At 65.1% G+C, this 25377-nt stretch carries 24 protein-coding genes; 10 read left to right on the top strand and 14 right to left on the bottom strand.

All coding sequences use genetic code 11. The features are described 5' to 3' along the window. The first annotated feature begins 55 nt into the window (after nt 1-55). The 3 genes from CEY09_RS01615 to CEY09_RS01605 are packed head-to-tail and all read left to right on the top strand — an operon-like array spanning nt 56 to nt 3799. Nucleotides 56-1132 (top strand): ABC transporter ATP-binding protein, encoded by a 1077-nt coding sequence (locus CEY09_RS01615; protein ID WP_088587288.1) that lies wholly within the window; start codon nt 56-58, stop codon nt 1130-1132. Nucleotides 1133-1145: 13 nt separating this feature from the next. Then, nucleotides 1146-2792 carry an ABC transporter permease gene (locus CEY09_RS01610; RefSeq protein WP_088587287.1) on the top strand — a complete coding sequence of 549 codons (1647 nt, stop codon included), beginning with the start codon at nt 1146-1148 and terminating at the stop codon, nt 2790-2792. A 23-nt stretch (nt 2793-2815) separates the two neighbouring features. Beyond that, on the top strand, nt 2816-3799 hold the full coding sequence (locus CEY09_RS01605) for an ABC transporter substrate-binding protein (RefSeq protein WP_088587286.1): 984 nt from the start codon (nt 2816-2818) through the stop codon (nt 3797-3799). Nucleotides 3800-3844: 45 nt separating this feature from the next. Here the strand turns inward: CEY09_RS01605 and CEY09_RS01600 are convergent, their stop codons facing one another. Continuing rightward, nucleotides 3845-4522 (bottom strand): ABC transporter ATP-binding protein, encoded by a 678-nt coding sequence (locus CEY09_RS01600; protein ID WP_006222273.1) that lies wholly within the window; start codon nt 4520-4522, stop codon nt 3845-3847. On the opposite strand from CEY09_RS01600, the gene CEY09_RS01595 reads away from it, so the two are divergent. Further along, on the top strand, nt 4521-5186 hold the full coding sequence (locus tag CEY09_RS01595) for an arylesterase (RefSeq protein ID WP_167389992.1): 666 nt from the start codon (nt 4521-4523) through the stop codon (nt 5184-5186). The genes CEY09_RS01600 and CEY09_RS01595 overlap by 2 nt on opposite strands. 26 nt (nt 5187-5212) lie before the next feature. Here the strand turns inward: CEY09_RS01595 and CEY09_RS01590 are convergent, their stop codons facing one another. Further along, nucleotides 5213-7177, bottom strand: a complete 1965-nt coding sequence (locus tag CEY09_RS01590) for a SurA N-terminal domain-containing protein (RefSeq protein ID WP_088587285.1) — start codon at nt 7175-7177, stop codon at nt 5213-5215. 355 nt (nt 7178-7532) lie between these two features. Between CEY09_RS01590 and CEY09_RS01585 the strand changes: the two genes are divergently transcribed. From CEY09_RS01585 to CEY09_RS01575, 3 genes are all read left to right on the top strand, one after another. After that, complete coding sequence (locus tag CEY09_RS01585; protein ID WP_088587284.1) at nt 7533-8825, top strand: M20/M25/M40 family metallo-hydrolase; 1293 nt, start codon at nt 7533-7535, stop codon at nt 8823-8825. A gap of 188 nt (nt 8826-9013) precedes the next feature. Continuing rightward, the gene (gene ugpQ, locus CEY09_RS01580; RefSeq protein WP_088587283.1) at nt 9014-9763 is read left to right on the top strand and encodes a glycerophosphodiester phosphodiesterase; all 750 of its coding nucleotides are present in this window, start codon (nt 9014-9016) and stop codon (nt 9761-9763) included. 13 nt (nt 9764-9776) lie between these two features. Beyond that, the gene (locus CEY09_RS01575) at nt 9777-10667 is read left to right on the top strand and encodes a 23S rRNA (adenine(2030)-N(6))-methyltransferase RlmJ (RefSeq protein WP_006222278.1); all 891 of its coding nucleotides are present in this window, start codon (nt 9777-9779) and stop codon (nt 10665-10667) included. 82 nt (nt 10668-10749) lie between these two features. Here the strand turns inward: CEY09_RS01575 and CEY09_RS01570 are convergent, their stop codons facing one another. From CEY09_RS01570 to CEY09_RS01560, 3 genes are all read right to left on the bottom strand, one after another. Next, a complete protein-coding gene (locus tag CEY09_RS01570; RefSeq protein ID WP_088587282.1) occupies nt 10750-12186 on the bottom strand; it encodes a dihydrolipoyl dehydrogenase in 1437 nt (478 codons plus the stop codon). A 229-nt stretch (nt 12187-12415) separates the two neighbouring features. Beyond that, nucleotides 12416-13144 (bottom strand): glutathione peroxidase, encoded by a 729-nt coding sequence (locus CEY09_RS01565; RefSeq protein WP_006222280.1) that lies wholly within the window; start codon nt 13142-13144, stop codon nt 12416-12418. Between the two features lie 171 nt (nt 13145-13315). Next, nucleotides 13316-13516: a heavy-metal-associated domain-containing protein gene (locus tag CEY09_RS01560; protein WP_006222281.1), complete on the bottom strand. Its 201-nt coding sequence runs from the start codon at nt 13514-13516 to the stop codon at nt 13316-13318. 202 nt (nt 13517-13718) lie between these two features. Here CEY09_RS01560 and cueR point away from each other — a divergent pair, with 202 nt between their 5' ends. Then, nucleotides 13719-14111 (top strand): Cu(I)-responsive transcriptional regulator, encoded by a 393-nt coding sequence (gene cueR, locus CEY09_RS01555; protein ID WP_006222282.1) that lies wholly within the window; start codon nt 13719-13721, stop codon nt 14109-14111. A gap of 53 nt (nt 14112-14164) precedes the next feature. Here cueR and rlmD read toward each other — a convergent pair whose 3' ends face one another. The 5 genes from rlmD to CEY09_RS01530 all read right to left on the bottom strand — a co-directional run bounded on the left by rlmD (nt 14165) and on the right by CEY09_RS01530 (nt 20006). Next, nucleotides 14165-15682 (bottom strand): 23S rRNA (uracil(1939)-C(5))-methyltransferase RlmD, encoded by a 1518-nt coding sequence (rlmD, locus tag CEY09_RS01550; RefSeq protein WP_088587281.1) that lies wholly within the window; start codon nt 15680-15682, stop codon nt 14165-14167. Nucleotides 15683-15788: 106 nt separating this feature from the next. Beyond that, a complete protein-coding gene (locus CEY09_RS01545) occupies nt 15789-16970 on the bottom strand; it encodes an MFS transporter (RefSeq protein WP_088587280.1) in 1182 nt (393 codons plus the stop codon). 95 nt (nt 16971-17065) lie between these two features. Next, a complete protein-coding gene (locus CEY09_RS01540) occupies nt 17066-17974 on the bottom strand; it encodes a LysR substrate-binding domain-containing protein (protein ID WP_088587279.1) in 909 nt (302 codons plus the stop codon). Between the two features lie 25 nt (nt 17975-17999). Then, nucleotides 18000-18347 carry an Imm51 family immunity protein gene (locus CEY09_RS01535; protein ID WP_035212214.1) on the bottom strand — a complete coding sequence of 116 codons (348 nt, stop codon included), beginning with the start codon at nt 18345-18347 and terminating at the stop codon, nt 18000-18002. Nucleotides 18348-18452: 105 nt separating this feature from the next. Continuing rightward, on the bottom strand, nt 18453-20006 hold the full coding sequence (locus tag CEY09_RS01530) for an MFS transporter (RefSeq protein WP_088587278.1): 1554 nt from the start codon (nt 20004-20006) through the stop codon (nt 18453-18455). Between the two features lie 97 nt (nt 20007-20103). Here CEY09_RS01530 and CEY09_RS01525 point away from each other — a divergent pair, with 97 nt between their 5' ends. Both CEY09_RS01525 and CEY09_RS01520 read left to right on the top strand, forming a co-directional pair. Continuing rightward, on the top strand, nt 20104-20979 hold the full coding sequence (locus CEY09_RS01525) for a LysR family transcriptional regulator (RefSeq protein ID WP_088587277.1): 876 nt from the start codon (nt 20104-20106) through the stop codon (nt 20977-20979). A gap of 106 nt (nt 20980-21085) precedes the next feature. Further along, the gene (locus tag CEY09_RS01520; protein WP_088587276.1) at nt 21086-21736 is read left to right on the top strand and encodes an imm11 family protein; all 651 of its coding nucleotides are present in this window, start codon (nt 21086-21088) and stop codon (nt 21734-21736) included. 96 nt (nt 21737-21832) lie between these two features. On the opposite strand, the gene CEY09_RS01515 is transcribed toward CEY09_RS01520, so the two are convergent. The 4 genes from CEY09_RS01515 to CEY09_RS01500 form a co-directional block, all read right to left on the bottom strand. Continuing rightward, entirely contained in the window at nt 21833-22585 is a 753-nt protein-coding gene (locus CEY09_RS01515; protein ID WP_006222290.1) for a TorF family putative porin, read from the bottom strand. 346 nt (nt 22586-22931) lie between these two features. After that, nucleotides 22932-23561, bottom strand: a complete 630-nt coding sequence (locus CEY09_RS01510; protein WP_006222291.1) for a hypothetical protein — start codon at nt 23559-23561, stop codon at nt 22932-22934. A 166-nt stretch (nt 23562-23727) separates the two neighbouring features. Then, nucleotides 23728-24507 (bottom strand): 3'-5' exonuclease, encoded by a 780-nt coding sequence (locus CEY09_RS01505; RefSeq protein ID WP_088587275.1) that lies wholly within the window; start codon nt 24505-24507, stop codon nt 23728-23730. Next, complete coding sequence (locus CEY09_RS01500) at nt 24504-25364, bottom strand: peptidoglycan DD-metalloendopeptidase family protein (RefSeq protein ID WP_006222293.1); 861 nt, start codon at nt 25362-25364, stop codon at nt 24504-24506. The genes CEY09_RS01505 and CEY09_RS01500 overlap by 4 nt, the downstream gene beginning before the upstream one ends. Nucleotides 25365-25377 lie beyond the last annotated feature (13 nt).

Below are 25377 nucleotides of genomic sequence, written 5' to 3'. Positions count from 1 at the left end.
GGTCGCCGCCGGGACGCATTCCTATGATGCCGGGAACCCAAGCAGGAACCCAAAAATGGCATCGATCACGGTAGACGGCATCGTCAAGACTTTCGGCGGGCAGCAAGTGCTGCGCAATCTGTCGCTGCACATCCCCGACGGCGCGTTCTACACGCTGCTGGGGCCCAGCGGCTGCGGCAAAACCACCTTGCTGCGCTGCATTGCAGGCTTTTACGCACCCGATGGCGGACGCCTGTTGTTCGACCAGGACGACGTGACCCATGTGTCCGCGCACCGCCGCGACATTGGCATGGTGTTTCAGGACTACGCCCTGTTCCCTGACAAGACCGCGTTCGACAACGTGGCCTATGGCCTGCGCGCCCGCGGCGTGGCACGCGCCGAGACCACGCGGCGTGCCAATGAAGCGCTGGATAAAGTGGGATTGCTGGCCTTGGCCGACCGCTACCCCGCCCAGATGAGCGGCGGACAACGCCAGCGGGTTGCCCTGGCGCGCGCGCTGGTGATCCGGCCGCGCGTGCTGCTGATGGACGAGCCGCTGTCCAACCTGGATGCCAAGATGCGGCTGCAGATGCGCGACGTCATCCTCGACCTGGTGCGCGAAGCCGGCATCACGACCGTGTTCGTCACGCACGATCAGGAAGAGGCGTTGGCGATGTCGGACCGCATCGCCATCATGGACCACGGCAACATTGCCCAATTGGGCACGCCGGAAGAGCTCTACGGCACGCCGGTCAACGCCTATGTGGCCGACTTCATCGGCTCGGCCAATGTAATTCCCGTGCCGGCGCAGACCGGGCTGGAGGGCGCGCCAGAGGGCCATGTCCGCTACGAACTGTGCGGCCTGGGCTTTGATGGCATGCAAGGCAGCACGCGGTTGGACGCCAACGGCGTACTGATCGCGCGTCCCGAAGAACTCGCCCTGATGGCGCCCGCGCCCTACGTGCCGAACACGCTGCCGGGCAAGGTGCTGCGCCGCCAGTACCTGGGCTTCAAGACCGCCTATCGCATCGCGTTGGACAACGGATCCGAGATCCGGGTCGAATTGCATGCGGGCAACATGGTCGCGCAGTTCCAGCCCGGCGAAGCCGTGCAGGTGCTGATCCCCGCCGACAGCCGCGTCGTCAACGCCTAAGGACGCGCACGCCATGAAAATCAAATGGTGGCCCTGGGGCATCCTGACCGCGATCAGCCTGGTCTTGCTGCTGTTCTTCGTGCTGTACCCGCTGGGCGTGCTGTTCGGCAACAGCGTCACAGGAGAAGATGGCGGCTTTTCGCTGGAAGGCTTCAAGGCCCTGCTGGCGGATTCACAATACCTGGAGGCCTTCGGCAACACGCTGATCCTGGGCCTGGCGGTCACCACCTGCACCGTGCTGGTGGGCGTGCCGTTTGCCTACATGGTGGCGCGCTACGACTTCCCGTTGAAGAACCTGGTGGCGATCCTGCCGGTGCTGACCATCGTGATCCCCGAGATCATCGTGGGCCAGTCCTGGCTGCTGATCCTGGGCAACAACGGCCTGTTGACGAACCTGCTGGGCGACGCGGGCATCTCACTGCCCTCTTTCTACGGCTGGACGGGCATGGTGTTTTCCATGACGCTCGTCTATTACACGTACATCTACCTGGGCGTACTGGCCGCGCTACGCGGCTTTGACGGGCAACTGGAAGAAGCCGGGCTGAGCCTGGGCACGCCGCCGTTCCTGACCAAGCTGCGCGTGCTGGTGCCCGTGCTGCTGCCCGCGGTGCTGGTCAATGCGCTGGTGGTGTTCACGCTGGTGGTCGGCAACTTCGCGCTTGCGATGCTGCTGGGCAGCCGCGTGCCGCTGCTGTCGGTGATGACCTACAACACGTTCGTCAGCGAAATGGGCGGCAGCCCCACGCTCCAGAGCGCCATGTCGGTGGTGTCGATCGCCATCGTCGCCATCGTGCTGTTCTTCCAGAAGCGCGTGGTGGAACGCAAGGTCTACACCATGACGCAGGGCCGCGCGCCAGCCGCCGTGCGCGTGCGTTCGTGGACCGCCGCGCTCTATACCGGCGGCGTCGGCTTCGTGATCCTGTTGTCCATGCTGCCGCTCATCATCGTGTTCGTGGCCGCCTTCACCAAGACCAGCGGGCCCGTCATGCAATGGGGCCAATGGTCGCTGGCCAGTATGCAGCGCGCGGTGCATGGGGCGCCGGAACCAATCCTGAATTCGTTGAAATTCGCCTCGCTGGCGACGGTGCTGGGCGTGGCCTTCGCCGTGCTGGTCAGCTACCTGACGATCAAGAAGCGCAGCGCCTTCACGCAGGTGCTGGACTACATCGTGGTGCTGCCGCTGACGATTTCCGGCACGGTGCTGGGCATTGCGCTGGTGCAGACCTTCAACACCGGCTGGCTGGTGCTGGCCGGCACCTCCGGCATCATGGTGCTGTGCTACACGGTGCGCCGCCTGCCATTCGCCGTGCGCAACGCCTCGTCGGTGCTGTTCAACATTCCCGACTCGATCGAAGAGGCTTCGATCAGCCTGGGCGTGTCGCCACTGATGACCTTCTTCAAAGTGATCCTGCCCGCGATGAAGGCATCGATCATTTCGGCTGCCATCCTGATGTGGCTGACGACGATCTCCGAGCTGTCGGCTTCGATCGTGGCCTACAGCGGCGGCCTGGAAACCATGCCGATCGCCATCTTCCGCCAGGTCGACGGCGGCAGGCTGGGCATGGCGTCCGCCTATGGCGCCGCGCTGGTCACGGTGATCGTGCTGCCCATCATCGTGTCGGTCAAGGCATTCCGCATCAAGCTGTTCTCCGGCAAATAACCCCCTCGATCCAAAGGCTACCCATGCAACTCAAGCACCTGATACTCACCAGTGTCCTGACCGCCGCCCTGGCGACGGGCGCCGCGCACGCCCAGAACGTCGTGCTGTATTCGTCGAACAATACGGAGACCATCGAGACCGCGCTGGAAGCCGTGAAGAAGACGAGCCCCAAGCTGAATGTGCAGCCCGTCACGGGCGGCACCGGCACGATGATGAAGCGCATCGAAGCCGAATCGCAGAACCCGCGCGGCGACCTGTTCTGGAGCGGCGGCTTCGGCACCCTGGGCGCCTACCGCCAGCATCTGCAGGCCTATCGCCCGGCAGACCTGGACAAGATCCCGGCCGAATTCCGCGGCCCGGACGACCTGTGGGTGGGCACGAACGTGCACGTCATGGTGATGATGGTCAACGAGCGCCAGTTGAAGGGTCTGCCGGCACCGGCCACGTGGTCGGACCTGATGCAGCCGCAGTGGAAGAACAAGTTCGCCATCACCGATCCGTCCAAGAGCGGCACGGCCTACATGCTGGTGTACGGCCTGTACAAGCAGTTCGGCCAGGCCGGGCTGGACAAGATCGCCGCCAACGCGGTCGTGACGGCCTCGTCGGGCACCACCTACAAGGGCGTCGCCGCCGGCGAATACGCCGTGGGCATGACGCTGGAGTACGCCGCGCAGGAATACGTAGCCGGTGGCCAGAAAGAGATCAAGCTCGTCTACCCGAGCGAAGGCAGCTACCTGGCGCCGGAAGGCATGTTCATCATCAAGGGCGCGAAGAACCTGGATGCGGCCAAGGCGCTGTACGACGGCCTGCTGAGCAAGGCGTCGCAGGAAGCGCAACTGGTGAAGAACTTCCGCCGCCCGACGCGCACCGACGTGGCGGTGGCCAGCCTGACCACCCTGCCCGACCTGTCGACGATCAAGATCTTCCCGGTCAGCCAGGAAGCCGCCGCCACCGAGTATGAAGCCGTGGTCGCGGCCTGGAACCAGGCCGTCGCCAAGGCGAAGTGATTGATCCGGCGAACGCCGTGATCAGATAAGGCCGGCCGGGGCGCCTCAGGCGCCCTGGACCATCCGGCCTGCTGCCAGCACCAGCTGGCGCCCGCAACGGGCGGCCAACTGCGGGTCGTGCGTCACCAGCACCAGCGTGGTGCCGTGCTCGCGGTGCAGGTCGAACATCAGGTCGATGACGGTCACGCCCGTGGCGGCATCCAGGCTGCCCGTGGGCTCGTCCGCAAACAGCAGGTCGGGCTGCACCACGAAGGCGCGCGCCAGCGATACGCGCTGCTGCTCGCCGCCGGACAGCGTCCGCGGGTAATGATGCAGCCGGGCGCCCAGCCCCACGCGTTCCAACATGGCCTGCGCCGCCTCGCGGGCGGATTGCCCGGCCAGCTCCAGCGGCAACATGACGTTTTCCAGCGCCGTCAGGTTCGGCAGCAGCTGGAACGACTGGAACACGAACCCCACATGATTGGCCCGCAGCCGCGCACGGCCGTCCTCATCCAGCGCGAACAGGTCCTGCCCGGCCAGGTGTACGCTGCCCATGCTGGGAACATCCAGCCCGGCCAGCAGTCCCAGTAACGTGGACTTGCCCGATCCGGAGCTTCCGGTGATGGCCACGGCGCTGCCGGCGGCCACCGTAAAATCAATACCTTCCAGGATAGACAGCGTCCCGCCGGCATCGGCCACCCGCTTGCCCAGCCCTTTCACCTCGATCGAATTCTTGCTATCCATGCGCCTATTTTCCCGTCTGCGTCTTACTTCCGCCCTGGCGACCACCGCCCTGGCAGCCGCCGTCATGGCGTACCCCGCCCACGCTCAGACCACCGCGGCGGCCCAGGGTTCCGCGTCGCGTACCGTATTGGTGGTGGGCGACAGCCTGTCCGCCGAATACGGCCTGAAGCGCGGCACCGGCTGGGTGCCCCTGCTGTCGGCCCGCGTTTCGGAACAATACCCGAAGTACCAGGTGGTCAATGCCAGCATCAGCGGCGACACGACCAGCGGCGGCGTGGCGCGCCTGCCGGCGCTGCTGCGCCAGCACGCGCCGGCGGTGGTGGTGCTGGAACTGGGTTCGAACGACGCGCTGCGCGGCCTGTCGCTGGCCATGACCGAACAGAACCTGCGCGCCATGGCCCAGGCATCGCGCAAAGCGGATGCCCAGGTGCTGATCGTGGGCATGCAGATTCCGCCCAATTATGGCCGCGACTACACGCAGCGCTTCGCCCAGCTGTTTCCTACGGTCGCCAAAGACGAAAACGCCCGGCTCGTGCCCTTCCTGATGGAAGGTATCGCAACGAACCGGGCGATGTTCCAGGCTGACGGCATCCATCCGAACGAGGATGCCCAGCCGCAATTGCTGGACAACGTGTGGCCGACGCTGCGGCCACTGTTGAACTAGGGGCCGCGCGGCCCCTGGTGGGCTGATCAGCCCGCCGCCTGCGGCTGGTCGCCGCGGATGACTTCGGCGGCGCTGGGCAGCACCTGCACCTTGTACTGTTCACGCAGCATCTTCAGCAGCGCTTCGATCTCGGCCTGGCCCAGGCCACCCGACAGCTGTTGCGCCAGGCGGTCCTTGGCGGACGCGTCCACCGTGCCGGCCTCGACCTTCTCCAGGCGAACCAAGGTGTAGTCCACGCCCGATTGCACGCCGGCATAACCGGGCAATTGGGTGGCGGGCAAACGCATCGCGGCGTCGACCACCGCTTGCGGCACGTCCTTCGGATCCTGGCGCGACACGGTCACGGCGGGCGAGAAGCCCTCCGGCGCGGCCGACGGGTTGGCCTTGTCGGCGGCCAGCGCGGCTTCGCCTGCCTTCTTGGCGGCTTCGGCCGAACGCTCGTCCAGCAGCTTGGCGCGGATCGAATCGCTGACCTTGTCCAGCGTCGGCACGTGTGCCGGTTCCACGGCAGCGACGCGCACGGCCAGCATCGTGGCAGGCGACAGTTCAATCACGCCAGAGTTCTGCTTTTCACGCAGGACATCGGGCGAGAACAGCACCTGACGCACACGCGGGTTGTCCAGCAGTTCGGCGTCGGGGCTGTCGATGGCCGAGCCCGGGCCGGCCTTGTCGGCGGGCAGCAGGCCTTCGCGGGTCACGCCCGAGGCGGTGCGCAGCTTCAGGCCGACGGCGTCGGCGGCCGGTTGCAGGCTGTCGCGCTGGTCATAGACCTGCTTGTTCAGCTGGCTGGCCATTTCGGAGAAATGCACGGCGGCAAGCTGCTTGCGCACTTCGCCCGTGATCTGGTCCTTGACCTCGGCCAGCGGCTTGACGGCCGCGGGCTGGATCTCGGTGACCTTGACGATGTGCAGGCCGGACGGGCTTTCCACCACGCCGGACACCTGGTCCTTGGCCTGGCCGAAAATCGCCTTTTCCAGCGGGCCGGTCAACATGCCCGGCGCCAGCCAGCCCAGATCGCCACCGTTGGCGGCCGAACCGGCATCCTGCGAATTCTTGCGGGCCAGTTCAGCGAACTGCGCCGGATCGGCAGCCGCCTGACGAGCCAGGTCTTCCGCCTTGACGCGCGCGGCCTTGCGGGCATCTTCCGAGGCGCCCGGTGCCACTTCGATCATGATGTGGCTGGCGCGGCGGCGTTCGGGCTGGCCGAAGCGGTTCTTGTTCTGCTCGTAATACGAAGCCAGGTCTTCGTCCTTGACCTGGATGCCTTGGGTGGCGGCAGCCTCGTCCAGCACCAGGTATTGCACCTGGACCTGTTCGGGGATCTGCAGCTGCTGCTTGTTGGCGTCGTACCAGGCCTGGATATCGGCCGGGGTAACGGTAACTTGCGAGCGGTAGTCGGCGGCAGCAAAGCGGCGCAGTTGCACCGTGCGCTGCTGCGTCAACGCCGTTTCCAGCGATGCCACCACTTCGGCGGGCGCGCGCGACGATTGGCCGACGGGCTCCAGCACGCGGGCAACCGCCAGGTCGCGGCGCAGGCCGGCTTCAAAAGAAGTCGGCGACATGCCCTGGGCCGCCAGCACCTGGCGATAGCGCTCGGGCGAGAAGCGGCCGTTGTCCTGCACTTCCGGAATGGCGGCGATGGTGTTGCGCAGCGTTTCGTCGGACACCGTGAAACGGTTGTCGACGGCGACGTTGGCCAGCAGGCGCTGATTGATCAGCTGGTTCAGCAGGCTTTCGCGCATGGCCGGCGTATCGATCACGGCCGGGTCGAACTGCGCGCCCAGGCGTTGACGGAACTGCTCGAGCTGGTTGCGGTGCGCCTGATCAAACTCGGCACGCGAAATAGGCTGGCCGGCGACTGTCGCCAACTCAGGCTCTTTGCGCATGAAGCTGTCATAGCCTTGAATCCCGACCAGGAAAAAGGACGGCACAATCAGAAGCAGCAGGATGAACTGCATCCAGCGCCGATGGCTGCGAATAAATTCGAACATGGAATCCCTGTTGCCGCACTCCAGGGGTATCCACCCAGAGCCGCACGAAAACGCATAAAAAAAGGCGAACTCGATTCGCCCTATTCCCATACCGGTCATTACCGGATCAGCGGGCGGATTTTAGCATTACCCGCCCGTATGGGAGCTTCGGATTCACTTCAAGTTCCCGTGGGGCCGTCCAACCTGTCCCCGGTACATGGAAGCCGGATGCCGTCAACCCGGGAAATCACCATTTTCGCGCCTCTTGCGCACTCGTATCGTGACCTGCAGGGTCAAGCCGCCACCCGGCCGCGCACCCCTGACGCCGGCCCATACCGCCGGCGCCCCTTTCCCAGCCACATAAAGGGTTCTCTCAATGCCGATTACCTCTCCCCGCCTGCATGTCCTGCGTGCCTGTATCGCCCTGGCGTTCCTGGGCGGCGCGCACGCGGCGCTGGCCGCGCCCGTGGCCGCCGTGCACGAAGCCGCGCAAGGCCAGCAGCAGGCCATGCTTGACACCATGCGGGACCTGGTCAACATCGAATCCGGCAGCAAGGACGTCGAAGGCGTCGAACGCATCGCCGAATTGATCCGCGACCGCCTGAAGGCGCTGGGCGGCACGGTCGAGATCCTGCCGGCCACCGATGTCTTCCGGCTGGACGACACTCCGGAGAAGGTCGGTCCGATGGTCCACGCCGAATTCAAGGGCACCGGCACCAAGAAGATCATGCTGATCGCCCACATGGACACGGTCTACCGTAACGGCATGCTGAAGGACCAGCCGTTCCGCGTGGACGGCGACAAGGCGTACGGCCTGGGCATCGCGGACGACAAGCACGGGGTTGCGACCATCATCCACACCCTGACCCTGCTGCAAAAGCTGGGCTTCCGCGATTTCGGCACCATCACCGTGCTGATCAACGGCGACGAAGAGATCAGTTCGCCGGGTGCCCGCAGCACGATCACCCGCCTGGGCGCCGACCAGGATGCCGTCTTCTCGTTCGAAGGCGGCGGCGCTGAAGCGCGCCTGACGCTGGCCACCAGCGGCATCGGCGCGGCCTACCTGACCGTGCAGGGCAAGACTTCGCACGCCGGCGCCCGTCCCGAAGGCGGCGTCAATGCCCTATATGAGTTGGCGCATCAGCTATTGCAGTTGGACAAGCTGTCCAAGCCCGAGGAAGGCCTGAAGCTGAACTGGACCGTGGCCCAGGCAGGCACCAACCGCAACGTCATTCCCGGCCAGGCAACCGCCCAGGCCGACGCCCGCGCCCTGCGCGTGTCCGACTTCGACGCCCTGGCACGCACGCTGGAAGAGCGCGTCCAGAAGAAGCTGCTGCCCGAATCCAAGGTCACGGTGAAGTTCGAAGTGCGCCGGCCGCCGCTGGAGGCCACCGCGGCATCCCGCGCCCTGGCCCAGCACGGGGTGCAGATCTATAAGGAACTGGACCTGCCGATGAAAGTCGTCGACCGCGCCAGCGGCGGCGGCACCGACGCCGCCTTCGCCGCCCTCAAGGCCCGCGGCCCGGTCATCGAAGGGATGGGGCTGAGCGGCTTCGGCGCCCACTCCAACGACGCCGAATACATCCAGATCAACAGCATCGTGCCGCGCTTGTATCTGGCCACCCGCATGATCATGGATGTGTCGCAAGACAAAGCGCCGCTGAAGTAGAGCCCGGGTGGAAGCCGGCCCCCAGAAGGATAGCCGCCCCGCCGCCGGACCGCCCCAAGGCGGGGCAGCCCCCTCGGGGGGCAGCAAGCGAGCGCAGCGAGTGCGGCGTGGGGGCCTTCCGGGCGTCATTGAGGCAAGAAGGAGTATCCTTGCAACCCTGTCCATAAGAAGCACACGCAACACCAAAAATGACCGCAAAACTCCCGTCCTGGCCCTATTCCCGTTACATCGCGCACCGCGGCGGTGGTCGATTGGCGCCGGAGAACACGCTGGCCGCCATGCGCGTGGGCGCCGAGCATGGTTTCACGATGTTCGAATACGACGTGAAGCTGAGCAGCGACAACGTCCTCGTGCTGATGCACGACGATGACGTCGACCGCACCTCCAACGGACAAGGCCCGGCCGCCGCCAAGACCTACGCGGAACTCGCGCAGCTGGACTTCGGCAGCTGGCACTCAGCCGCCTACGCCGGCGAGCCGTTGCCCACCTTTGCCGCCGTGGCCCGCTACACGGTCGCCAACCACATCGCCAGCAACGTCGAGATCAAGCCCTGCCCGGGCCGCGAAGCCGAGACCGGCGCCGCCGTCGCGCTGGCCTGCAAGCAGTTGTGGCAAGGCGCCAGCACGCTCCCCCTGCTGTCTTCCTTCGCCGAAGAAGCGCTGCAAGCCGCGCTGGAAGTGGCGCCCGAGCTGCCGCGCGCGCTGCTGGTAGAGAAAGTCCCCGCCGATTGGCGCGAACGCCTGGTCAAATACGACTGCGTCGCGCTGAACATCAACCAGAAAGACGCAACCCGCGAACTGATCGATGCCGTGCATGCCGCCGGCTACCGGATCGCGGCCTGGACCGTCAATGACCCCGAACGCGCCCGCTTGCTGCTGGACTGGGGCATCGACGGCATTTTCACCGACGAGCTGGCCGCGATCCGGCCGGCCGCCTGAGGCAGAACGCCCCGTGTTCAGTTACCGCCACGCCTTCCACGCCGGCAACCACGCCGACGTGCTCAAGCACGCCATCCTGGTTCACACCTTGGATTACTTCAACAAAAAGGACGCGCCCTATTGGGTCGTGGACACCCACGCCGGCGCAGGCCTCTACAACCTGGAAGGCGACTGGGCGAACAAGACCTCGGAATTCGTGGACGGCATCGGCCGCCTGTGGGAAGCCAAGGACTTGCCGCCGCTGCTGGCCGACTATGTTGCCCGCATCCGCGACTACAACACCAACGGTCGCCTCAAGCGCTACCCCGGTTCGCCGTGGCTGGCGCTTGACGTGATGCGCCCCTCGGACCGCCTGCGGCTGTTCGAGATGCACCCGACCGAAATCGATACGCTCGTCGTCAACCTGGAACACCAGGGCCGCGCCGCGCAGCGCCAGACCACGATCTACGGCGATGACGGCTTCGAAGGCGTCAAGGCCCTGCTGCCGCCGCCCACGCGCCGCGGCATGGTGCTGATCGACCCGTCGTACGAAGACAAGCACGACTACCGCCGCACGCTGATCACCGTGAAGGAATGCGTCAAGCGCTTTGCCACCGGCACCATCGCCGTCTGGTATCCGCTGGTGCAACGCCGCGAAGCCAGTGAAATGGCGCGCCACTTCGAGAACCTGAAGGTCAAGAGCTGGCTGCACGCCACCTTGACCGTCAAGAAGGCGACCATCGATGGCTATGGCCTGCACGGCAGCGGCATGTTCCTCATCAACCCGCCCTGGACGCTGCACGAAGGCTTGAAGCAAGCCATGCCGTACCTGGCCCGCGAACTGGGTCAGGACGAACGCGCCGGCTTCACGCTGCAATACCGCGAAAACCCCTTCCCGGTTCCGAAGAAGCAGTCGGACGACTAAGTCGGATCGACGATGAAAGTGGGCCGCAACATTGCGGCCCATTTCCATTGCGGTCTATATCTTTGGCGGTTTCGGCCGCCGATCAGGCCGTCGCGTTCTCCGACGCTTCGCTGCGCAACGCCTCCTGCGCGCGGGCCAGTTTGGCCGCCGCATCACGCAACGCCGTACGCAGGCCCTCTTCGATCACGGGATGGTAGAACGGCATTTCCAGCATGCGCGCCACGGTCAGCTCCTGCTGCACCGCCCAGGCCAGCAAGTGGCCAATGTGCTCGGCGCTGGGTCCGACCATTTCGGCGCCCAGGAAGCGGCCCGTCGCGATGTCGGCGTATACGTGCAGCATGCCTTTGTTCTTCAGCATCACGCGTGACCGACCCTGGTCGCTGAAATCCACTTCGCCAATCACGAAGGTGCCCGGGACCAGGCGTCCATAGCCCTGCCCCGCCAGCGCGATCTGCGGATCCGAGAACACCACTGCCAGCGGCGCGCGCCGCAAGCCCTGGCGCACCTCGGGAAAGCGCGCGGCGTTTTCGCCTGCGATGCGGCCTTCATCGGCAGCTTCGTGCAGCAGCGGCGCATCGGCATTGGCGTCGCCAGCGATGAAGATGGGCGAATCCCCCGCCTGCATCGTTTCCCGGTCGAACACCGGCACCCCGTGCGCATTCAACTCGAGCGAGGTGTTCTCCAGGCCCAGGCCGTCCACATTGGCGCGGCGCCCCGTGGCGACCAGTGCGTAATCGAAGCGTTCGGTGCGTTCGCTGTTGTCCAGCGTCACGTAGCGCACTTCCACTTCGTCGCCGACGCGGGTGGTCTCCAGCACGCGGGCATCCGGGTCCAGATAGAACTCGCGCTGGAAGATCTTGCGAGCATTCAGGCGCACCTGCGGATCGCTGATGCCGCCCAGGCTGCCGCTTACGCCGAAGACGCGCACGTCCACGCCCAGCCGCGCCAGCGCCTGGCCCAATTCCAGACCGATCACGCCGGGGCCGAATACGGCGACTCGACGCGGCAGGTCATCCCAGGCGAAGACGTCGTCATTCACTACCAGGCGATCGCCCAGGGCCCGGAACGGCGGCGGCACCGACGGGCGCGAACCCGTGGCGATGACCACGCGGGTGGCATGCACTTCGGTGTGGTCGTCGACCCGCAGCACCGTGTCGGACACGAAACGCGCATAGCCGCGCAGCTTGTCCTCGGCCGGAATGTTTTCCACGCCTTCCAGCACGAAGCCGACGAAGCGGTCCCGTTCGCGCTTCACGCGGTCCATCACTTCCAAGCCGTCCACCGAGATTTCGCCGCTGACGTGCACGCCGAAGGCTTCCGTATGGGCCGCGTTGTGGGCGGCTTCCGCCGCGGCGATCAGCAGCTTGGACGGCATGCAGCCCACGCGGGCGCAGGTCGTGCCGTAAGGGCCGCCTTCGATCAGCAGCGCGCGTTTGCCCGCCGCCTTCGCGGCGCGATAAGCCGCCAGGCCGGCAGTGCCGGCGCCGATGACGGCGATATCAGTGTGCAGAGTTTTCATGACTGGGTATCCCCCATGTTGCGGGTAGCAAGGATTCAAAGGCGAGTTCCGCCTTGTTGCGCATCCTCGGGACGAACAGCGTCCGGCGACGCCAGCGAAGGGCCGCGCAAGGAATGCGGTAAGGGTGCGTAAAAAGGGAAGCTCGTGCCGGCGGCAACGGCGCGGTCAACCTGCAACCGCGCCGTTGCGCCGGCCGGGCGCGGGGATTGCCCCCGCCCGGCTGACAGACTTAGGCGAAATGCGCCTTCAGGTCTTCCAGGCCGCCAACCAGCGAGCCGTTGATGAACACCTGGGGAGCGGTGCCCTTGCCGGACACGGCGCCGATCACACGGCCGCGGACCTTGTTTTCCAGCGGGATTTCGATCGGGGCGTAGCCCTTTTCTTCCAGCAGCGCCTTGGCTTCCACGCAGAACGGGCAGCCCGGCTTGGAGAACACGACCACCTGGTCGGGCTTCTTGGCCGTCGGGGCGATGTGCGCCAGCATGGTGTCGGCGTCCGACACTTCAAACGGGTCGCCTTCCTTTTCGGGTTCGATGAACATCTTCTGGACGACGCCGTCCTTCACCAGCATCGAATAGCGCCAGCTGCGCTTGCCGAAGCCCAGGTCGCTCTTGTCGACCAGCATGCCCATGCCTTCGGTGAAGGCGCCGTTGCCGTCGGGCAGCAGCGTGATATTGGCCGATTCCTGGTCCTTGGCCCATTCGTTCATGACGAAGGTGTCGTTGACCGACACGCAGACGATGCTGTCCACGCCGGCGTTGAAGAACGCGGGGGCCAGTTCGTTGTAGCGCGGCAGGTGGGTCGACGAGCAGGTCGGCGTGAAAGCGCCGGGAAGCGAGAAGACGACAACCGTCTTGTTCTTGAACAGATCGTCGGTCGTGACCTTCTTCCACGTGTTGTCCTCACGGACGGGGAACGTTACGTTCGGAACACGTTGGCCTTCGCGGTTTTGCAGCATTCAATCTCTCCTTGGGTAGCGGGGTTTGTTTAACCACCATGGAAAGAATGATAAATCTTGGCTATCAATTAATCAAATTTAATAAACTAAATTGATCGATAGCTTTTGGCAATTAAGAAATAATCACCGAAAAGCCAGGCCTATCATAACCTGGCTGTCCGGCGGGCGGCGTTACAGGCGCGTCGGCTCGTAGCCCGCGTCGCGGATGGCAGCTTCGAGCTTGTCGGCCTGGTCCGTGCCCGTAATGGTGACGCGGTGCGTCGGCAGATCCACCGCCACGGTCGCGCCCGGCGCCGCCTGGCTCACCGCACCGGTGATGGTCTTCACGCAATGGCCGCAGGTCATGTCGGGTACTTGGAATTCGATGCTCATGGTTTTTCTCCGGAAATTTCAAGGCGGTGGGCACCCTTTGCACACCATGGATCACAGCTTAAACATTCCCACAATGGCAAGGTCAAGCGTAGAATGGGCCTTGACCTTCCCATTATGGGAAGGTCAACACTGGGCATTCCACTTCGGAACCAGCCTGGCCTGCCTTGCGCGCGCCGGGCAAGCCTGACCCAAGGAGCCTGACATGAATATCGGAGAAGCTGCAAAGAGCTCGGGCATTTCCGCCAAGATGATCCGCTATTACGAGAGCATCGGCCTGATCGGCCCGGCAGTGCGCACGGACTCTGGCTACCGCGTCTATGGCGACCACGACCTGCACACGCTGCGCTTCGTGCGCCGCGCCCGTGACCTGGGATTTTCAGTGGAGCAGATGAACGAGTTGCTGGCCCTGTGGAAAGACCGCAGCCGCGCCAGCGCCGACGTCAAACGCATTGCGCTGGGGCATGTCGAGGAACTGGAGCGCAAGGCCGAGGCGCTGCGCGACATGGCCGCCACCTTGAAGCACCTGGCGCACAACTGCCATGGGGACGACCGGCCCGACTGCCCGATTCTGGAAAACCTGGGGCGCTCGCACTAAGGCCGGCCGCGCAAGAACGACGGGCCGGGACTGTCCCGACCCGTTGCGCAGCATCAGCCCTGAGGCTGGCTGGCGTCTTCGGAAGCCTGTTCGGCCTCGGCGGCGACGCGGGCGTGGTACGCATCCGTCGCCGCCTGCTTGGCAGCCGCCTTCTCTGCGGCGGCGGCAGCCTTGGCCTCTTCCGCTGCCACCGCATCCGCCGCCGCCTGGATGGCGCGCTGGCGCGCGCGTTCCTTCACTTCCAGCACGCCTGCGGCGTCCAGCGATTCAAACACCGCAATCGATTCCACATGGCCCGTGTGCGGGAACATGTTGATGACACCGGCGCTCTTCAACACGTAGCCGCCTTCATGCACCAGGATGGCAGCGTCGCGCGCCAGCGTGGCCGGATTACAGGACACGTAGACGATGCGGCGCGGACGCTCTTCCGCAGACAGTTCCGACAAGGCTTGCGACACGGCATGCGCGCCTTCGCGCGGCGGATCGATCAGCATGCGGTCGAAGTAGCCCAGGCTGCGCAGCCAGTGCGCATCCACCTCGAACAGGTTCAGCGTGGCGAAGCTGGTGCGGTCGCCCAAGCCGTGGCGGGACGCGGCGTCGAACGCGCGGTCGGTCAGCATCTTGCTGCCTTCCACGCCCACCGCTTCGCGGCCTTGCGTGGCCAACGGCAAGGTGAAGTTGCCCAGGCCGCAGAACAGGTCGGCCACGCGGTCGGTGGGCTGCACGTCCAGCAGTTTCAGCGCGCGCGACACCATCGCGCGGTTGATGGCGTGGTTGACCTGCGTGAAATCGGTCGGCCGGTACGGCATGCGCAGGCCGAATTCCGGCATCGTGTAGGCCAGCGTGTCGCCATGCTCGCGCTCCATGGGATGCACGGTCTCGGGGCCCTTGGACTGCAGCCACCATTGCACGTTGTGCTCGGCGGCGAAAGCACGCAGGATGGCGATGTCGCCATCGGTCAGCGGCAGCAGATGGCGAAGGACCAGCGCCGTCACGCCTTCGCCCAGCGACACTTCGATCTGGGGCATGCGGTCCGGCGCGGACATCGATGCGATCATCGCGCGCAGCGGCATCAGCAGGTCGCTGACGTGGCGCGGCAGCACGTGGCATTCGCGCATGTCGGCGACGTAGCTGCTCTTGCGTTCATGAAAACCGACCAGCACGCCGCCCTTTTTCGGCACGACGCGCACCGACAGGCGCGCGCGGTAGCGGTAGCCCCAGGTTGGGCCTTGCAGCGGCGGCAGGATGAGCGCGGGGCGCAGCTTGCCCACATGCCAGAAGGTATCTTCCAGCGAACGCTGCTTGATGGCCACTTGCGTGCTGGGCTCCAGGTGCTGCATGGCACAGCCGCCGCAGACCCCGAAGTGCGGGCAGCGCGGCACGACCCGCTGCGACGAGGGGCGCATCACCTGATCCACGCGCGCGATTTCGTAAGACGGCTTGCGGCGCAGCGTCACGGTGGTGACCCGTTCACCCGGCAGGGCCCCTTCCACGAACACCACTTTCCCGTCGCGACGGGCGATCCCCCTGGCTTCCAGGTCCAGGGACTCGATACTCAAAACGTCTGACATCTCACGCAGTCCAGAATTACACGCAACCCAATATTGTAGAAGGACTCTGGCCATTCGCGAAAATGGTCTTTCATGGGGCCGGACCGCCCCGCCGGATGGACGCGTTTCAGGCCGGCTGGCGCCCAGGCGACCGCGCCGACTGCAGCCACAACGCCCCCATGGCCGCGACTGCCGCAGCTGCGCCGGCCAACGGCAGCGCCGGCAAGCCAGCCCAAGCGATCGTCAGGCTGCCCAGCCCGCCGCCCACCGCCGTTCCCAGATTGAACGACGCGATGTTCAGCCCCGCCGCCACGGCCGTGGACTCAGGCACATGGCGTTGGGCCAGCTTCAGCAGCCGCAGCGTCAGCACGGTCACGATGCAGAAGAACACCAGCCCCAGCGCGCCCGCCAAAACCACGACCGCCCAGCCAGACTGCCGGAACCCGTACAGGCCGAGCAACGTCGCGGTCAGCCCGGCCAGCGCCAGCAACGCCGCGCGGTCCGCATCCATCTTGTCGACCAGATAGCCGCCCAGCAGGTTGCCGGCAATGGAAAACACGCCGAACAGCAGCATGGCCGCGCTCAACCGCTGCACGTCCGCCCCCGTCACCTGCAGCAGATACGGCGAAACAAAGGTGAAGAAGCAGAACGTTGCCACGCTGACCAACGCGCCCACGCCGGCGGTCATCAGCATCCTGGGGTGCGTGATGGCCCGCAAGCCCGCGCCTACACCGGGCCGGCCCGCCGCGGGTGCGGAAGACACGCCCCTGCCGGGCATGCACCACAGCAGTCCGCCCAAGCCGATCAGGGCCAGCACGCCGATCGCCGCGAAAACGGCCCGCCACGACCAGATGCTGCCCAGAAAGGTGCCCAGCGGCACCCCGAGCGCCAGCGCCAGCGTCAGGCCGATCCACACCACGGCGACAGCGCGCCCGGCGCGTGCCTCATCCACAAGCCGGGTTGCGGCGTCCGACGCCACCGCCATGAAGACCCCATGGGCCAGCCCCACCACGAAGCGCACGCCCAGCAGGATCGGCAAGGTGCCCGACAGGCTCATCAAACCGCTGCCCACGGCCAGGACGGCCATGGACCACGCCAGGGTGCGGCGGTCGCGCCAATGGGCCACCAGCGCAGGGATCAACGGCGCGCCGATCGCGGCGCCGAAGGCGTAGGCGGCAATGGAGGTCCCGACCGCCTCGATCTTGGCGTGCAGGCCATCGGCCATCGCCGACACCAGGCCGGCCACCACGAATTCAGACAGGCCGAATGCAAAGGTGCAGACGGAAAAAACATAGACAGCAACAGGCATGGCACGCTCAAACTCGACAAAGACGTGCCGAGCTTAGAGGGCCACCTACGCGCCGTAAAATATATTATTTATTGCTGAACAAGACGCCGGAAGTCTTAATCGGCACGCCCGAGTGACTGCAGCAACGCGTCGACTAAGCGGTCGCGCACCGGGGATGCCCGTTCGAAATTCCACCCGATCAAGAGATCCAGATGCCGCAAAGGCGCCGGCGCGTCGGCTGCGATCGGCCGGAAGACGACATCCGCGCCCGCGGTCTGGGCCAGCGATGCGGGCAGCAGCGCCACGCCAAAGCCCGCAGCCACCAGCGCCACCACCGTCTGCAACTGCCGCGCTTCCTGCGCCACCCGGGGCACGAAGCCGGCCGACTGGCACAGCTGGATCAACTGGTCGTGAAAACCTTGCCCCAAGCGCCGCGGCGATGCGACGAAGGGCTCGTCTTTCAGGGCGGACAGCGCCACCACGGCATTGCCCGCCAAAGGGTGCGCGGCCGGCAAGGCCACATGAATCGGTTCGCGCAGCAAGGTCTCGAACCGCAGGCTCGGCGTCGTGGCGCCCGGCGTGCGCATGAATCCGATGTCCGCGCGGCCCGCTTCCAGGGCCTGCACCTGCTCATGCGTCGTGGCCTCCTGGAGCGTGAACGCGACAGCCGGATGCGTGCTGCGGAAATCGCGCAGCGCGCGCAGCAGCGAAGCATACGGCGCGATGTTGATGAAGGTGAGCGTGAGGTGCCCGTCCATCCCCTGAGCCACGCGGCGCGTATGCGCCACGCCTTCTTCCAGCGCATCCAGGATGCGCCGGGCGGACTCCAGGAATGCGGCGCCCGCCGGCGTCAATGCCACACTGCGGTTGGTGCGTTCAAACAGCGTCGCGCCGATCTCCCCTTCCAGCCGGCGGATCGCCTGGCTGAGCGGCGGCTGCGCCATATGCAGGCGCTCTGCCGCTCGATTGAAGTGCAGCGTTTCCGCGACGGCGACAAACTGCCGCAACAAGCGGGTTTCGATCATTGAGACGCCCACCGTCGATCAAAGGTCAGTCCAACTCGGCCCGAGAGAACAGGTCCTGGATCTGCCTCCAGTCTTCACATGCGGCCTTGAAGCCGACGATGAAGGCCTTCAGCGCTTCGCTGTCGGAAGAATAGGCGCAGAACGTGTCCGCTTCGGGATCAAAATCAATCTGTTCAGAGAGCTCGGGCATTTTTTCATTCAGAAAGACCAGCGCCAATGACGCCCAGTCGTAGCCCGAACCCACAAAACCCTCTTGCCTGCGGCGGCGGAAGACCTCTTCCTTGTACTCCCCAACGGTGAGGATGACTGAAAAGCTGCCTTCGTATTCCATCCAGGAAAAAGGCTTGATTGATTCTTCGAAATCGATGGTCACTGCGCTCAAAGCTCCTTGAATAGCCTGCCGCCCCGGTGGCGGCATGGGTCAACACCGCGCAAATATACCTTTGCGCGATGCCGATGGCGCGACCATTAAAGGCAATTATCGAGTTTCCCGCAACGTGAGCGCGGAATCGGGCAACACGCGGGCCTTCCATGGCGAGAACGCCAGCAGGCTGATCACGGCAAAAACGAACGCGCTGCCGGCGCCATACGCCATCACCCATCCAAACCCGGACAAGAGCGCGGCCTGCAACGCGCCAGCCCCTTGGCTCAGGTGCGAGAACAGCGCCTCGTGCTCCAGCACGGCCAGGTCGCCGGCGGCAATCTTCTCTGCAAAGAGGCGCAGCCCCGGCCCGGCGGACACAGCCAACGCTTGCGTCAAGTACGCCATGACGCCCTCGACCAGGACCAAGCCCATCAAGGCGATGCTGAAGGCCAGGGACGTCATCCGTGCACTCATGTCGGCGCCCGACGCCATCCCGGCCCGCTCGCGCGAGACCGCGGCCGTGATCGTGTTGGCCACCGGCGTGTTCGTCAGCCCCAGGCCCATGCCGGCGACGACGCAGCCCGGCAGGATCCACCAGCCCGGTTGCGAAGAATGGCTGCCGAACGCCATCAGAAGGAAACCTGAACCGATGAGGCTCAAGCCAGCGGGAATCACGAATCCCGGGTGATACCGCAAGGACAGTTTTTCACCGACCGGCGGCATGAAGAGCGTGGGCAAGGTGTAGGCCAGCAGCGCCAAGCCGGTCTGCACGCTGTCGTAGCCCAGCCCGCCGTGGAAATAGATCGGCAGGTAGATGATGAATGGCCAGAAGCTGAGATTCATCCCTACCGAACCCGCGAGCGCGCCGGAGAAGTTGCGGTTGCGGAACACGGCGAAATCGATCATGGGGTGGCGGCTGCTTTTCTCGGCGGCGATGAAGCCGATGAAGCTGGCGACCGACAGGCCGATGATGCCCAATGCCACCGGGCTTCCGAAGCCCAGCACCGGACCTTGCGTGACGAACAACACCAGGCAGAACACCGCGACGGAAAGCGTCAGGATGCCCGCGATATCCAGGGGCCGCACTTGCGGATCGCGCGATTCCTCTACCGCGGCGCAGGCCAGGACCAAGGTGATCACCGCCAACCCGCCGTGCACCAGGAAAACCCATTCCCAGCTCGCCAGCGCTAGGATGGCGCCGCCCACGATCGGCCCGAAGCCCAGGCCGACGCCGAAGACGATGCCCCACCATGAGAACGCGGCGCCCCGTTCACGGCCGTCGCGGAACTGGCTGGACAGGATCGCCACCTGGCAGATCAGCATCATCGCGGCGCTCAGCCCCTGAAGAAAGCGCGCCACGATCAGGACCTGGATATCTTCCGTCAGCCCACACACCAGCGAGGTCACGCCGAAGGCAATGATGCCGACCATGAATAGCCGCTTGCGCCCGTAGCGATCGGCCAGCGTGCCCGTGGCCATCAGGATGGTCGTCATCGCGATGGTGTACGCGGCCATCACCCACTGGAGCTGCCTGAAGCTGGCCCCCATGGCGTGTTCGATCGTCGACAGGACTGGCGGCACGCTGGATATTTCCAGGCCCAGCATCAGTGCGGAAAGGCAGATGGAGGCCAGGGCGAGCTTGCCCCGGCGCGAAGAGACGGCGGTCATGAGTGAGCATCCAGACTAAGGTGCACGCATGGTAGGCGCCCGCCGTCTATTCCACAATGCTATGCTTGGATATATCAGAAACAACAATTTCGGATAGATGATGACCAAGCCTACGCTGGATGTGGACGCCGTCCAGGCCTTCGTGAGCATCGCGGAATTTCGAAGCTTCACGAAAGCGGCGGACGCCCTGGGCACGACCCAAGGCGCGATCAGCGTCAGGCTCAAACGCCTGGAAGACCGCTTGGGCCAGAAGCTGATCGAACGGACGCCGCGGCACGTGCGGCTTTCCGCGCAGGGCGCAACCTTCGTGAACGGGGCGCGCGAATTCCTGGCCGCGCACGACCGCGCGCTGGCGTTGCTGGACGCCGAACGGCGGCATTTCCGGCTGGGCATCGCCTCCCACATCGCGGGGCCGGAAACCCCGACCTTGCTGGCCCGGCTGCACGAACGCGATCCGGCGCTGAGCATCGAGGTCCGGCTGGACAATTCACACACGCTGCTGGACGCATTCGACAATGGCGACCTGGAAGCCGTGATCGTCGGCCAGGAGGATGACCGCCGCGACGGCGAAGACCTCGGGCCCGAACATTTCGGCTGGTTCGCCGCCCCGAGCTTTGAATGGCGCACCGGCGAACCGCTCAGGCTGGCTGCCTTGATGCCCTGCTGCCAGGTCCGCAACACCGCAATCCAGGCCCTGGATCGGAACGAGATCGCGTGGAACGAGGTCTTCGTAGGCGGCGGCTATGCCGTCATGGCAGCGGTCTCGGCCGGCTTGGCGATCGGCGCCCTGGCTTGCCGCCTGGCGCCGGCCGACACAATCGAAGTCGGCGCACGCTTTTCGTTGCCCGCCCTGCCCGCCTCCCGCATCACGCTGCACTCGACGCTGACGGACTCGCGGTCGCGCGACGCGTTGCGCACGATCGCAGCTGCCTACCGCGAACACGGCAGCGTCAGGCCTAGCGGCATTCGGTGAGCACCCCAACTGTCTCAGTTCGGGCCATCCTTGCCCCTCGCCAGCCCGCGGCTACGATAAGCCCACCCACGGGAACCTTTTCACCCCCTCTCCATTTTAGAAACCTATGAACGAGCAGACCGCCATTCCCGTTTCAGTTGATACCGAGTCCTGCAAAGGCAGGTTCTTTCTCATTGATCCAAGCCTCGGAGGTAATGGTCAGGTTTCGGGGCTGGAGTTTGCGAACGAAGACGCACTGATCCACCCCAGCATGAATATTGTCGAGCGACCGACTGGCGAACCCGATCAGTATCCCGAGCGGCCACATCTGGTGCTCGTGCCGGACAAAGGGGGGCTACCGCGCGACTTTGAAGTGCTGGCAGGCATCTGGGTTGTCTCCGAGGCACTCAGACAGGTATTCCTGCGTGTAGACCCCGAAGCATTCGCATTCGTCCCATGCGACTTCACCCTTGCCGACGGCTCTCCCGGTCCGCAGTACTACCTCTGCAATGTGCTGCGCACACTGAATGCACTGGACGAAGCCCGATCGCGGATGAAGATCAAGCTTGAGCACGACCCCCAGACTGGCCAGGACGTAAAGCTGTACAGCGTGGTGGGTGGAGCGAGTCTGATCTTCAAAGCAGACGCCGTGGCAGATGCCCACATTTTTCGCCAAGAGCGTTTGGGTGCTTCTCCTATCTGCGACCGGGTGATGTCTGATGCCCTGGTTGCGGCGAAGTTGAACGGTGTCCGGCTGCGTGACGTAGCGGAGCTCTAAAAAAAAAGGGGAATTGATGGGGACTGCCCATCAGGCAGTCTCCATCAATTCCCCAAAAGGCCGGCGCGTTTTCAAGGCGCCGCCACGGATTGCAATTCAGAACGCGCGCGATACCGAGAAGACCGCGCCCAGACGGCCCGACGGGTGGCCGTATTTGGTGGGCAGCCAGTTGTCCTTGGTGGCCCCGACCGCGGCCAGACCCAGCACCCAGCCCTTCAAGTCCTTCGTCACGCCGACCTTGTAATCGACGTAGTGGCCAATCGAATCGCCGTCCATGTTCGATTGGTTCTTCAGCTTCTGATAGCCCAAGTGGCCAAGCAGGCCCCAGCCATCGCCCAGATCGAACGTGGCCGTGCCGTCCAGGTACCAGGTGCCTTTGCTGTCCGGCGTGCTGAAGAAGTCGCTGGGCGTGTACGAATACTTCAGCGAGTAGTTGCCGTAGGACGCGCCCACGTACAAGTCGGTATTGTTGTAGTTGCCGCCCTTGGGCGAACTGGAGCCCGGGTAGTAGTAGTGCAGCACGCCGGCGTCAAGCGTGAAGCCGCCACCCACGTCGCCCTTCCAGCCACCGTAGAAATCCATTTCCAGGTTGCCGTCGGTGAACACGAAGTTCGAGACGTTGGAGTTCCAGTTGCCCAGGTAGAAGCCGGAGCTGTGGGTCAGGTCGATACCCAGTTGCACTGCGGGGCGGAAGTCGGTCTGCGAGTAACCGCGGAACCGGTAGTCGCTGGCAATGGTGGCGTTGCCGCTAAGAGAAAAACCGCCCCCCAGATCGGTGGGTTCAGCCTGGGCCGTCGAGGCGAAACAAGCGGCAAGCGCAAAGGGCAAGGCTAGCAACGTCTTCTTCATGGTGCGGAGTCCTGATCGGATTTAACGAGGAGGAGGACGGCCTCGCGGCGCATCCCTCTGACCGGCTTTGCAGCGGTGAGTTACCGGCTCACTTTCCAATAAGCAATGTCCATGCCAGGTTTCAAGCGGGTGACAATCGGCTGTCGGGCCGTTGAAAACCGCTTGCCATGCACCAGAAGCGTGCGGGTGCTCCGCCTCCATTTGCGGCCCGTGCGTCAAAACGGGGAATCTGCGCCAAAGTGGAGCGCCGTACCCTCGCCTACAGCAAAAAAACCCCGGCCCGCGCGATGCGCGTCCGGGGTTTTGCGTCAGGCCGCAGCGCCTTCCGGCGCCACGTAGGGCAGGCTTAGCTGGCCGACTGCGGGGGCGGCGGCGGGGGAACGTCGCCGGCAGCCGGCGGAGCAGGCGGCGCGCCGCGGCCCTTGCCGCCATGGCGCCCTTCCATCTTGGCGTGGCGCTCCTGCATCTTGGCTTCGCGGTCCTTCACCAGCTTTGTCACCTGGCCGCGCTGCGTGTCATTCAGGCTGTCCCAGACGGCGAGCCACTGGTCACGCACCTGTTGACCCTGCGCACGGAACTGGTCACGCGTCTGGTCCGATTGCGCCATCAGGGCGCGCGGATCCAGCTTGCCGCTGTCCAACTGGGACTTCAAGAGGTCGTGGCGCTTGCCGCCGGAGGCGCGCATGGCTTCGTGCAGGCTGCGTTGGCCGTCCTGCGCGGTCTTGAACAGCGCTTGCTGCTTGTCATCCAGCTTCAGTTGATCGACCTGCGCCTTGGAGACGGGGCCGATGCCGGGGATGAACAGGCCGTCGCGCATGCCCTTGTGGAATTCGCCACGCGGGCCGTGGTGCATGGCGGCCGGGCCACCATCAGCGGGAGGAGGCGGCGCAGCCATGACGGAACCGGCCACCAGACCGCCCGTCGCGGCGACAAATGCAAGAGCGGCCAAATTGGAGCGAATAGCGAATCGGGACATGTTGTGTCTCCTGAAAGTGAAGAAAGCGAGACCATTGTGCGATCCGCCCGGTTTCAACCGGGTTTCGTCCCCGCCATCCATGTTTCAGTCGATTGCGCATCCGCCAGACGTGAAGACGGGGCCTTGCCGGCCCCGTGCTTCGTCCTCGCCAGCCCTGCGCAACGCGTCAGGGCGCGTCCCAGGCCGCCATGTATTCCTTCCAGTGCGGCGCGTCGCTGGCGGACAGCGTGTCGCGCACCAACGCGATTTCCGCGTCGTAGCCGGTGCGGTCCAGTTCGCCGCGCAAGAAGCGGAAGCGGCAGTACACCAGCCACGTGTTGACGACGTCAGTCTCGCAATAGGCGCGGACTTCGTCGGCACGGCCCGTGCTCCAGGCCTCCCAGACCTTGCTGCCGTCCATCCCGAGCTTGCCGGGAAAGCCGCACAGCTTGGCCAGGTCATCCAGCGGCGCGTTGGCGCGGCCGTTGTACTTGGCCAGCACGTCCATCAAGTCCAGATGGCGCGTGTGGTAGCGGGCGATGTAGTTGTTGAACTTGAAGTCGCGGTCTTCTTCGCCCATGTCCCAGTAGCGCGGCGCGGGCACGCCCAGGATCAGGCTGCGGTAATGCAGGACGGGCAGGTCGAAACCCGATCCGTTCCAGCTCACCAGCTTGGGCGTGTAGCGCTCGATGGTCTTGAAAAAGCCGGCCAGCAAGGCGGCTTCGGGATCATCGGGCTGGCCCAGCGTCTTGACGCGGAAGCCCTGGTCGTCGCGGAACACGCAGCCCACCACCGCCACCTTGTGCAGGTGCAGCGGCAGGAAATCGTGGCCAACGGCCTCGCGGCGGGCGGTCAGCGCGCGTTCGACCACTTCCTGGTCAGGTACCTCGGCGCCCCAGCCGTTGAGCTTGCGCAGCCCATCGGCGTCGGGGATCGTTTCAAGGTCGAATACCAGGGTTGGCGTCATTTGGCGGGCAGGTACTGCATCGGGTCGACCGGCGTGCCTTGGCGACGGATTTCGAAATGCAGGCGCGGCGACGTGGTGTCGCTTTGGCCGAGCTCGGCGATCTTGGCGCCGCGCTTGACGTTCTGGCCCGTCTTCACCAGCAAGGCGCGGTTATGCGCGTAAGCGGTGATGAAACCGTTCTGGTGTTCGACGATGATCAGGTTGCCCAGACCACGCACGCCGTTGCCGCTGTACTTGACCAGGCCATCCGCCGCGGCGGTGATCGGGTCGCCCAGCGCGCCGGAAATGTCGATGCCCTTGCTGCTGGCGTTGAAGGTCTGCACGATCGCGCCGTTGGCGGGCCATGCCCAGTTGATGACGCTGGCATCCGCTGCGCGCGGCGAGGGCTTGACCTCGACCGGGGCAGGCGCCGGCGTGGCCGACGAATCAGGCGGAGGCAGCGATGCGACCGGCGCTTCGGGCTGATCCAGCGGCCGCGGTTGCGGCTTGGTGCTGGCGATGGGCGCGGGTTGCGCGCCGCCGCCCGACCCGCCGGACATCTTCAGGACCTGGCCGACCGAGATCTGGTTGGGGTCGCTGAGGTTGTTCCAACGCTTGACGCTTTCGATGTCCACATTGTTGGCACGGGCGATCTTGTAGAGCGTGTCGCCCGGCTTGACCACATAGCTGCCGCCCGGCTGAGCCGCCGGTGCGGGTTGCCCGCCGGTCATGTCGACCACCGGTGCACGAGTCCCTTTCGATGCGCAGCCGGCCAAAATGGCCAGGCTGAGCGCCCCCGCGATAAAGAGCGGGCGGCGCAGGCGCGTCATGGACGCGCCCATAGTCATATCGGTCAGTTGCAACTGCCCGTTGAGCATACGTTTCTCCTGT

The organism is Achromobacter marplatensis (assembly GCF_002209535.1).
GTDB lineage: Bacteria > Pseudomonadota > Gammaproteobacteria > Burkholderiales > Burkholderiaceae_B > Achromobacter > Achromobacter marplatensis.
Note: the sequence above shows the minus strand (reverse complement) of the source record. Positions and strands in the feature narration are given on the sequence as shown.

Excerpts from the sequence above, each read along its gene's own strand:
- CEY09_RS01600 (WP_006222273.1), bottom strand. The coding sequence starts at position 4,522 with ATGGATAGCAAGAATTCGATCGAGGTGAAAGGGCTGGGCAAGCGGGTG.
- CEY09_RS01540 (WP_088587279.1), bottom strand. The coding sequence starts at position 17,974 with ATGATCGAAACCCGCTTGTTGCGGCAGTTTGTCGCCGTCGCGGAAACG.
- CEY09_RS01500 (WP_006222293.1), bottom strand. The coding sequence starts at position 25,364 with ATGCTCAACGGGCAGTTGCAACTGACCGATATGACTATGGGCGCGTCC.
- CEY09_RS01510 (WP_006222291.1), bottom strand. The coding sequence starts at position 23,561 with ATGTCCCGATTCGCTATTCGCTCCAATTTGGCCGCTCTTGCATTTGTC.
- CEY09_RS01505 (WP_088587275.1), bottom strand. The coding sequence starts at position 24,507 with ATGACGCCAACCCTGGTATTCGACCTTGAAACGATCCCCGACGCCGAT.
- CEY09_RS01515 (WP_006222290.1), bottom strand. The coding sequence starts at position 22,585 with ATGAAGAAGACGTTGCTAGCCTTGCCCTTTGCGCTTGCCGCTTGTTTC.
- CEY09_RS01545 (WP_088587280.1), bottom strand. The coding sequence starts at position 16,970 with ATGCCTGTTGCTGTCTATGTTTTTTCCGTCTGCACCTTTGCATTCGGC.
- CEY09_RS01595 (WP_167389992.1), top strand. The coding sequence starts at position 4,521 with ATGCGCCTATTTTCCCGTCTGCGTCTTACTTCCGCCCTGGCGACCACC.
- CEY09_RS01520 (WP_088587276.1), top strand. The coding sequence starts at position 21,086 with ATGAACGAGCAGACCGCCATTCCCGTTTCAGTTGATACCGAGTCCTGC.
- CEY09_RS01560 (WP_006222281.1), bottom strand. The coding sequence starts at position 13,516 with ATGAGCATCGAATTCCAAGTACCCGACATGACCTGCGGCCATTGCGTG.
- CEY09_RS01585 (WP_088587284.1), top strand. The coding sequence starts at position 7,533 with ATGCCGATTACCTCTCCCCGCCTGCATGTCCTGCGTGCCTGTATCGCC.
- CEY09_RS01565 (WP_006222280.1), bottom strand. The coding sequence starts at position 13,144 with ATGCTGCAAAACCGCGAAGGCCAACGTGTTCCGAACGTAACGTTCCCC.
- cueR (WP_006222282.1), top strand. The coding sequence starts at position 13,719 with ATGAATATCGGAGAAGCTGCAAAGAGCTCGGGCATTTCCGCCAAGATG.
- ugpQ (WP_088587283.1), top strand. The coding sequence starts at position 9,014 with ATGACCGCAAAACTCCCGTCCTGGCCCTATTCCCGTTACATCGCGCAC.
- CEY09_RS01610 (WP_088587287.1), top strand. The coding sequence starts at position 1,146 with ATGAAAATCAAATGGTGGCCCTGGGGCATCCTGACCGCGATCAGCCTG.
- CEY09_RS01590 (WP_088587285.1), bottom strand. The coding sequence starts at position 7,177 with ATGTTCGAATTTATTCGCAGCCATCGGCGCTGGATGCAGTTCATCCTG.
- CEY09_RS01570 (WP_088587282.1), bottom strand. The coding sequence starts at position 12,186 with ATGAAAACTCTGCACACTGATATCGCCGTCATCGGCGCCGGCACTGCC.
- CEY09_RS01525 (WP_088587277.1), top strand. The coding sequence starts at position 20,104 with ATGATGACCAAGCCTACGCTGGATGTGGACGCCGTCCAGGCCTTCGTG.
- rlmD (WP_088587281.1), bottom strand. The coding sequence starts at position 15,682 with ATGTCAGACGTTTTGAGTATCGAGTCCCTGGACCTGGAAGCCAGGGGG.
- CEY09_RS01530 (WP_088587278.1), bottom strand. The coding sequence starts at position 20,006 with ATGACCGCCGTCTCTTCGCGCCGGGGCAAGCTCGCCCTGGCCTCCATC.
- CEY09_RS01605 (WP_088587286.1), top strand. The coding sequence starts at position 2,816 with ATGCAACTCAAGCACCTGATACTCACCAGTGTCCTGACCGCCGCCCTG.
- CEY09_RS01615 (WP_088587288.1), top strand. The coding sequence starts at position 56 with ATGGCATCGATCACGGTAGACGGCATCGTCAAGACTTTCGGCGGGCAG.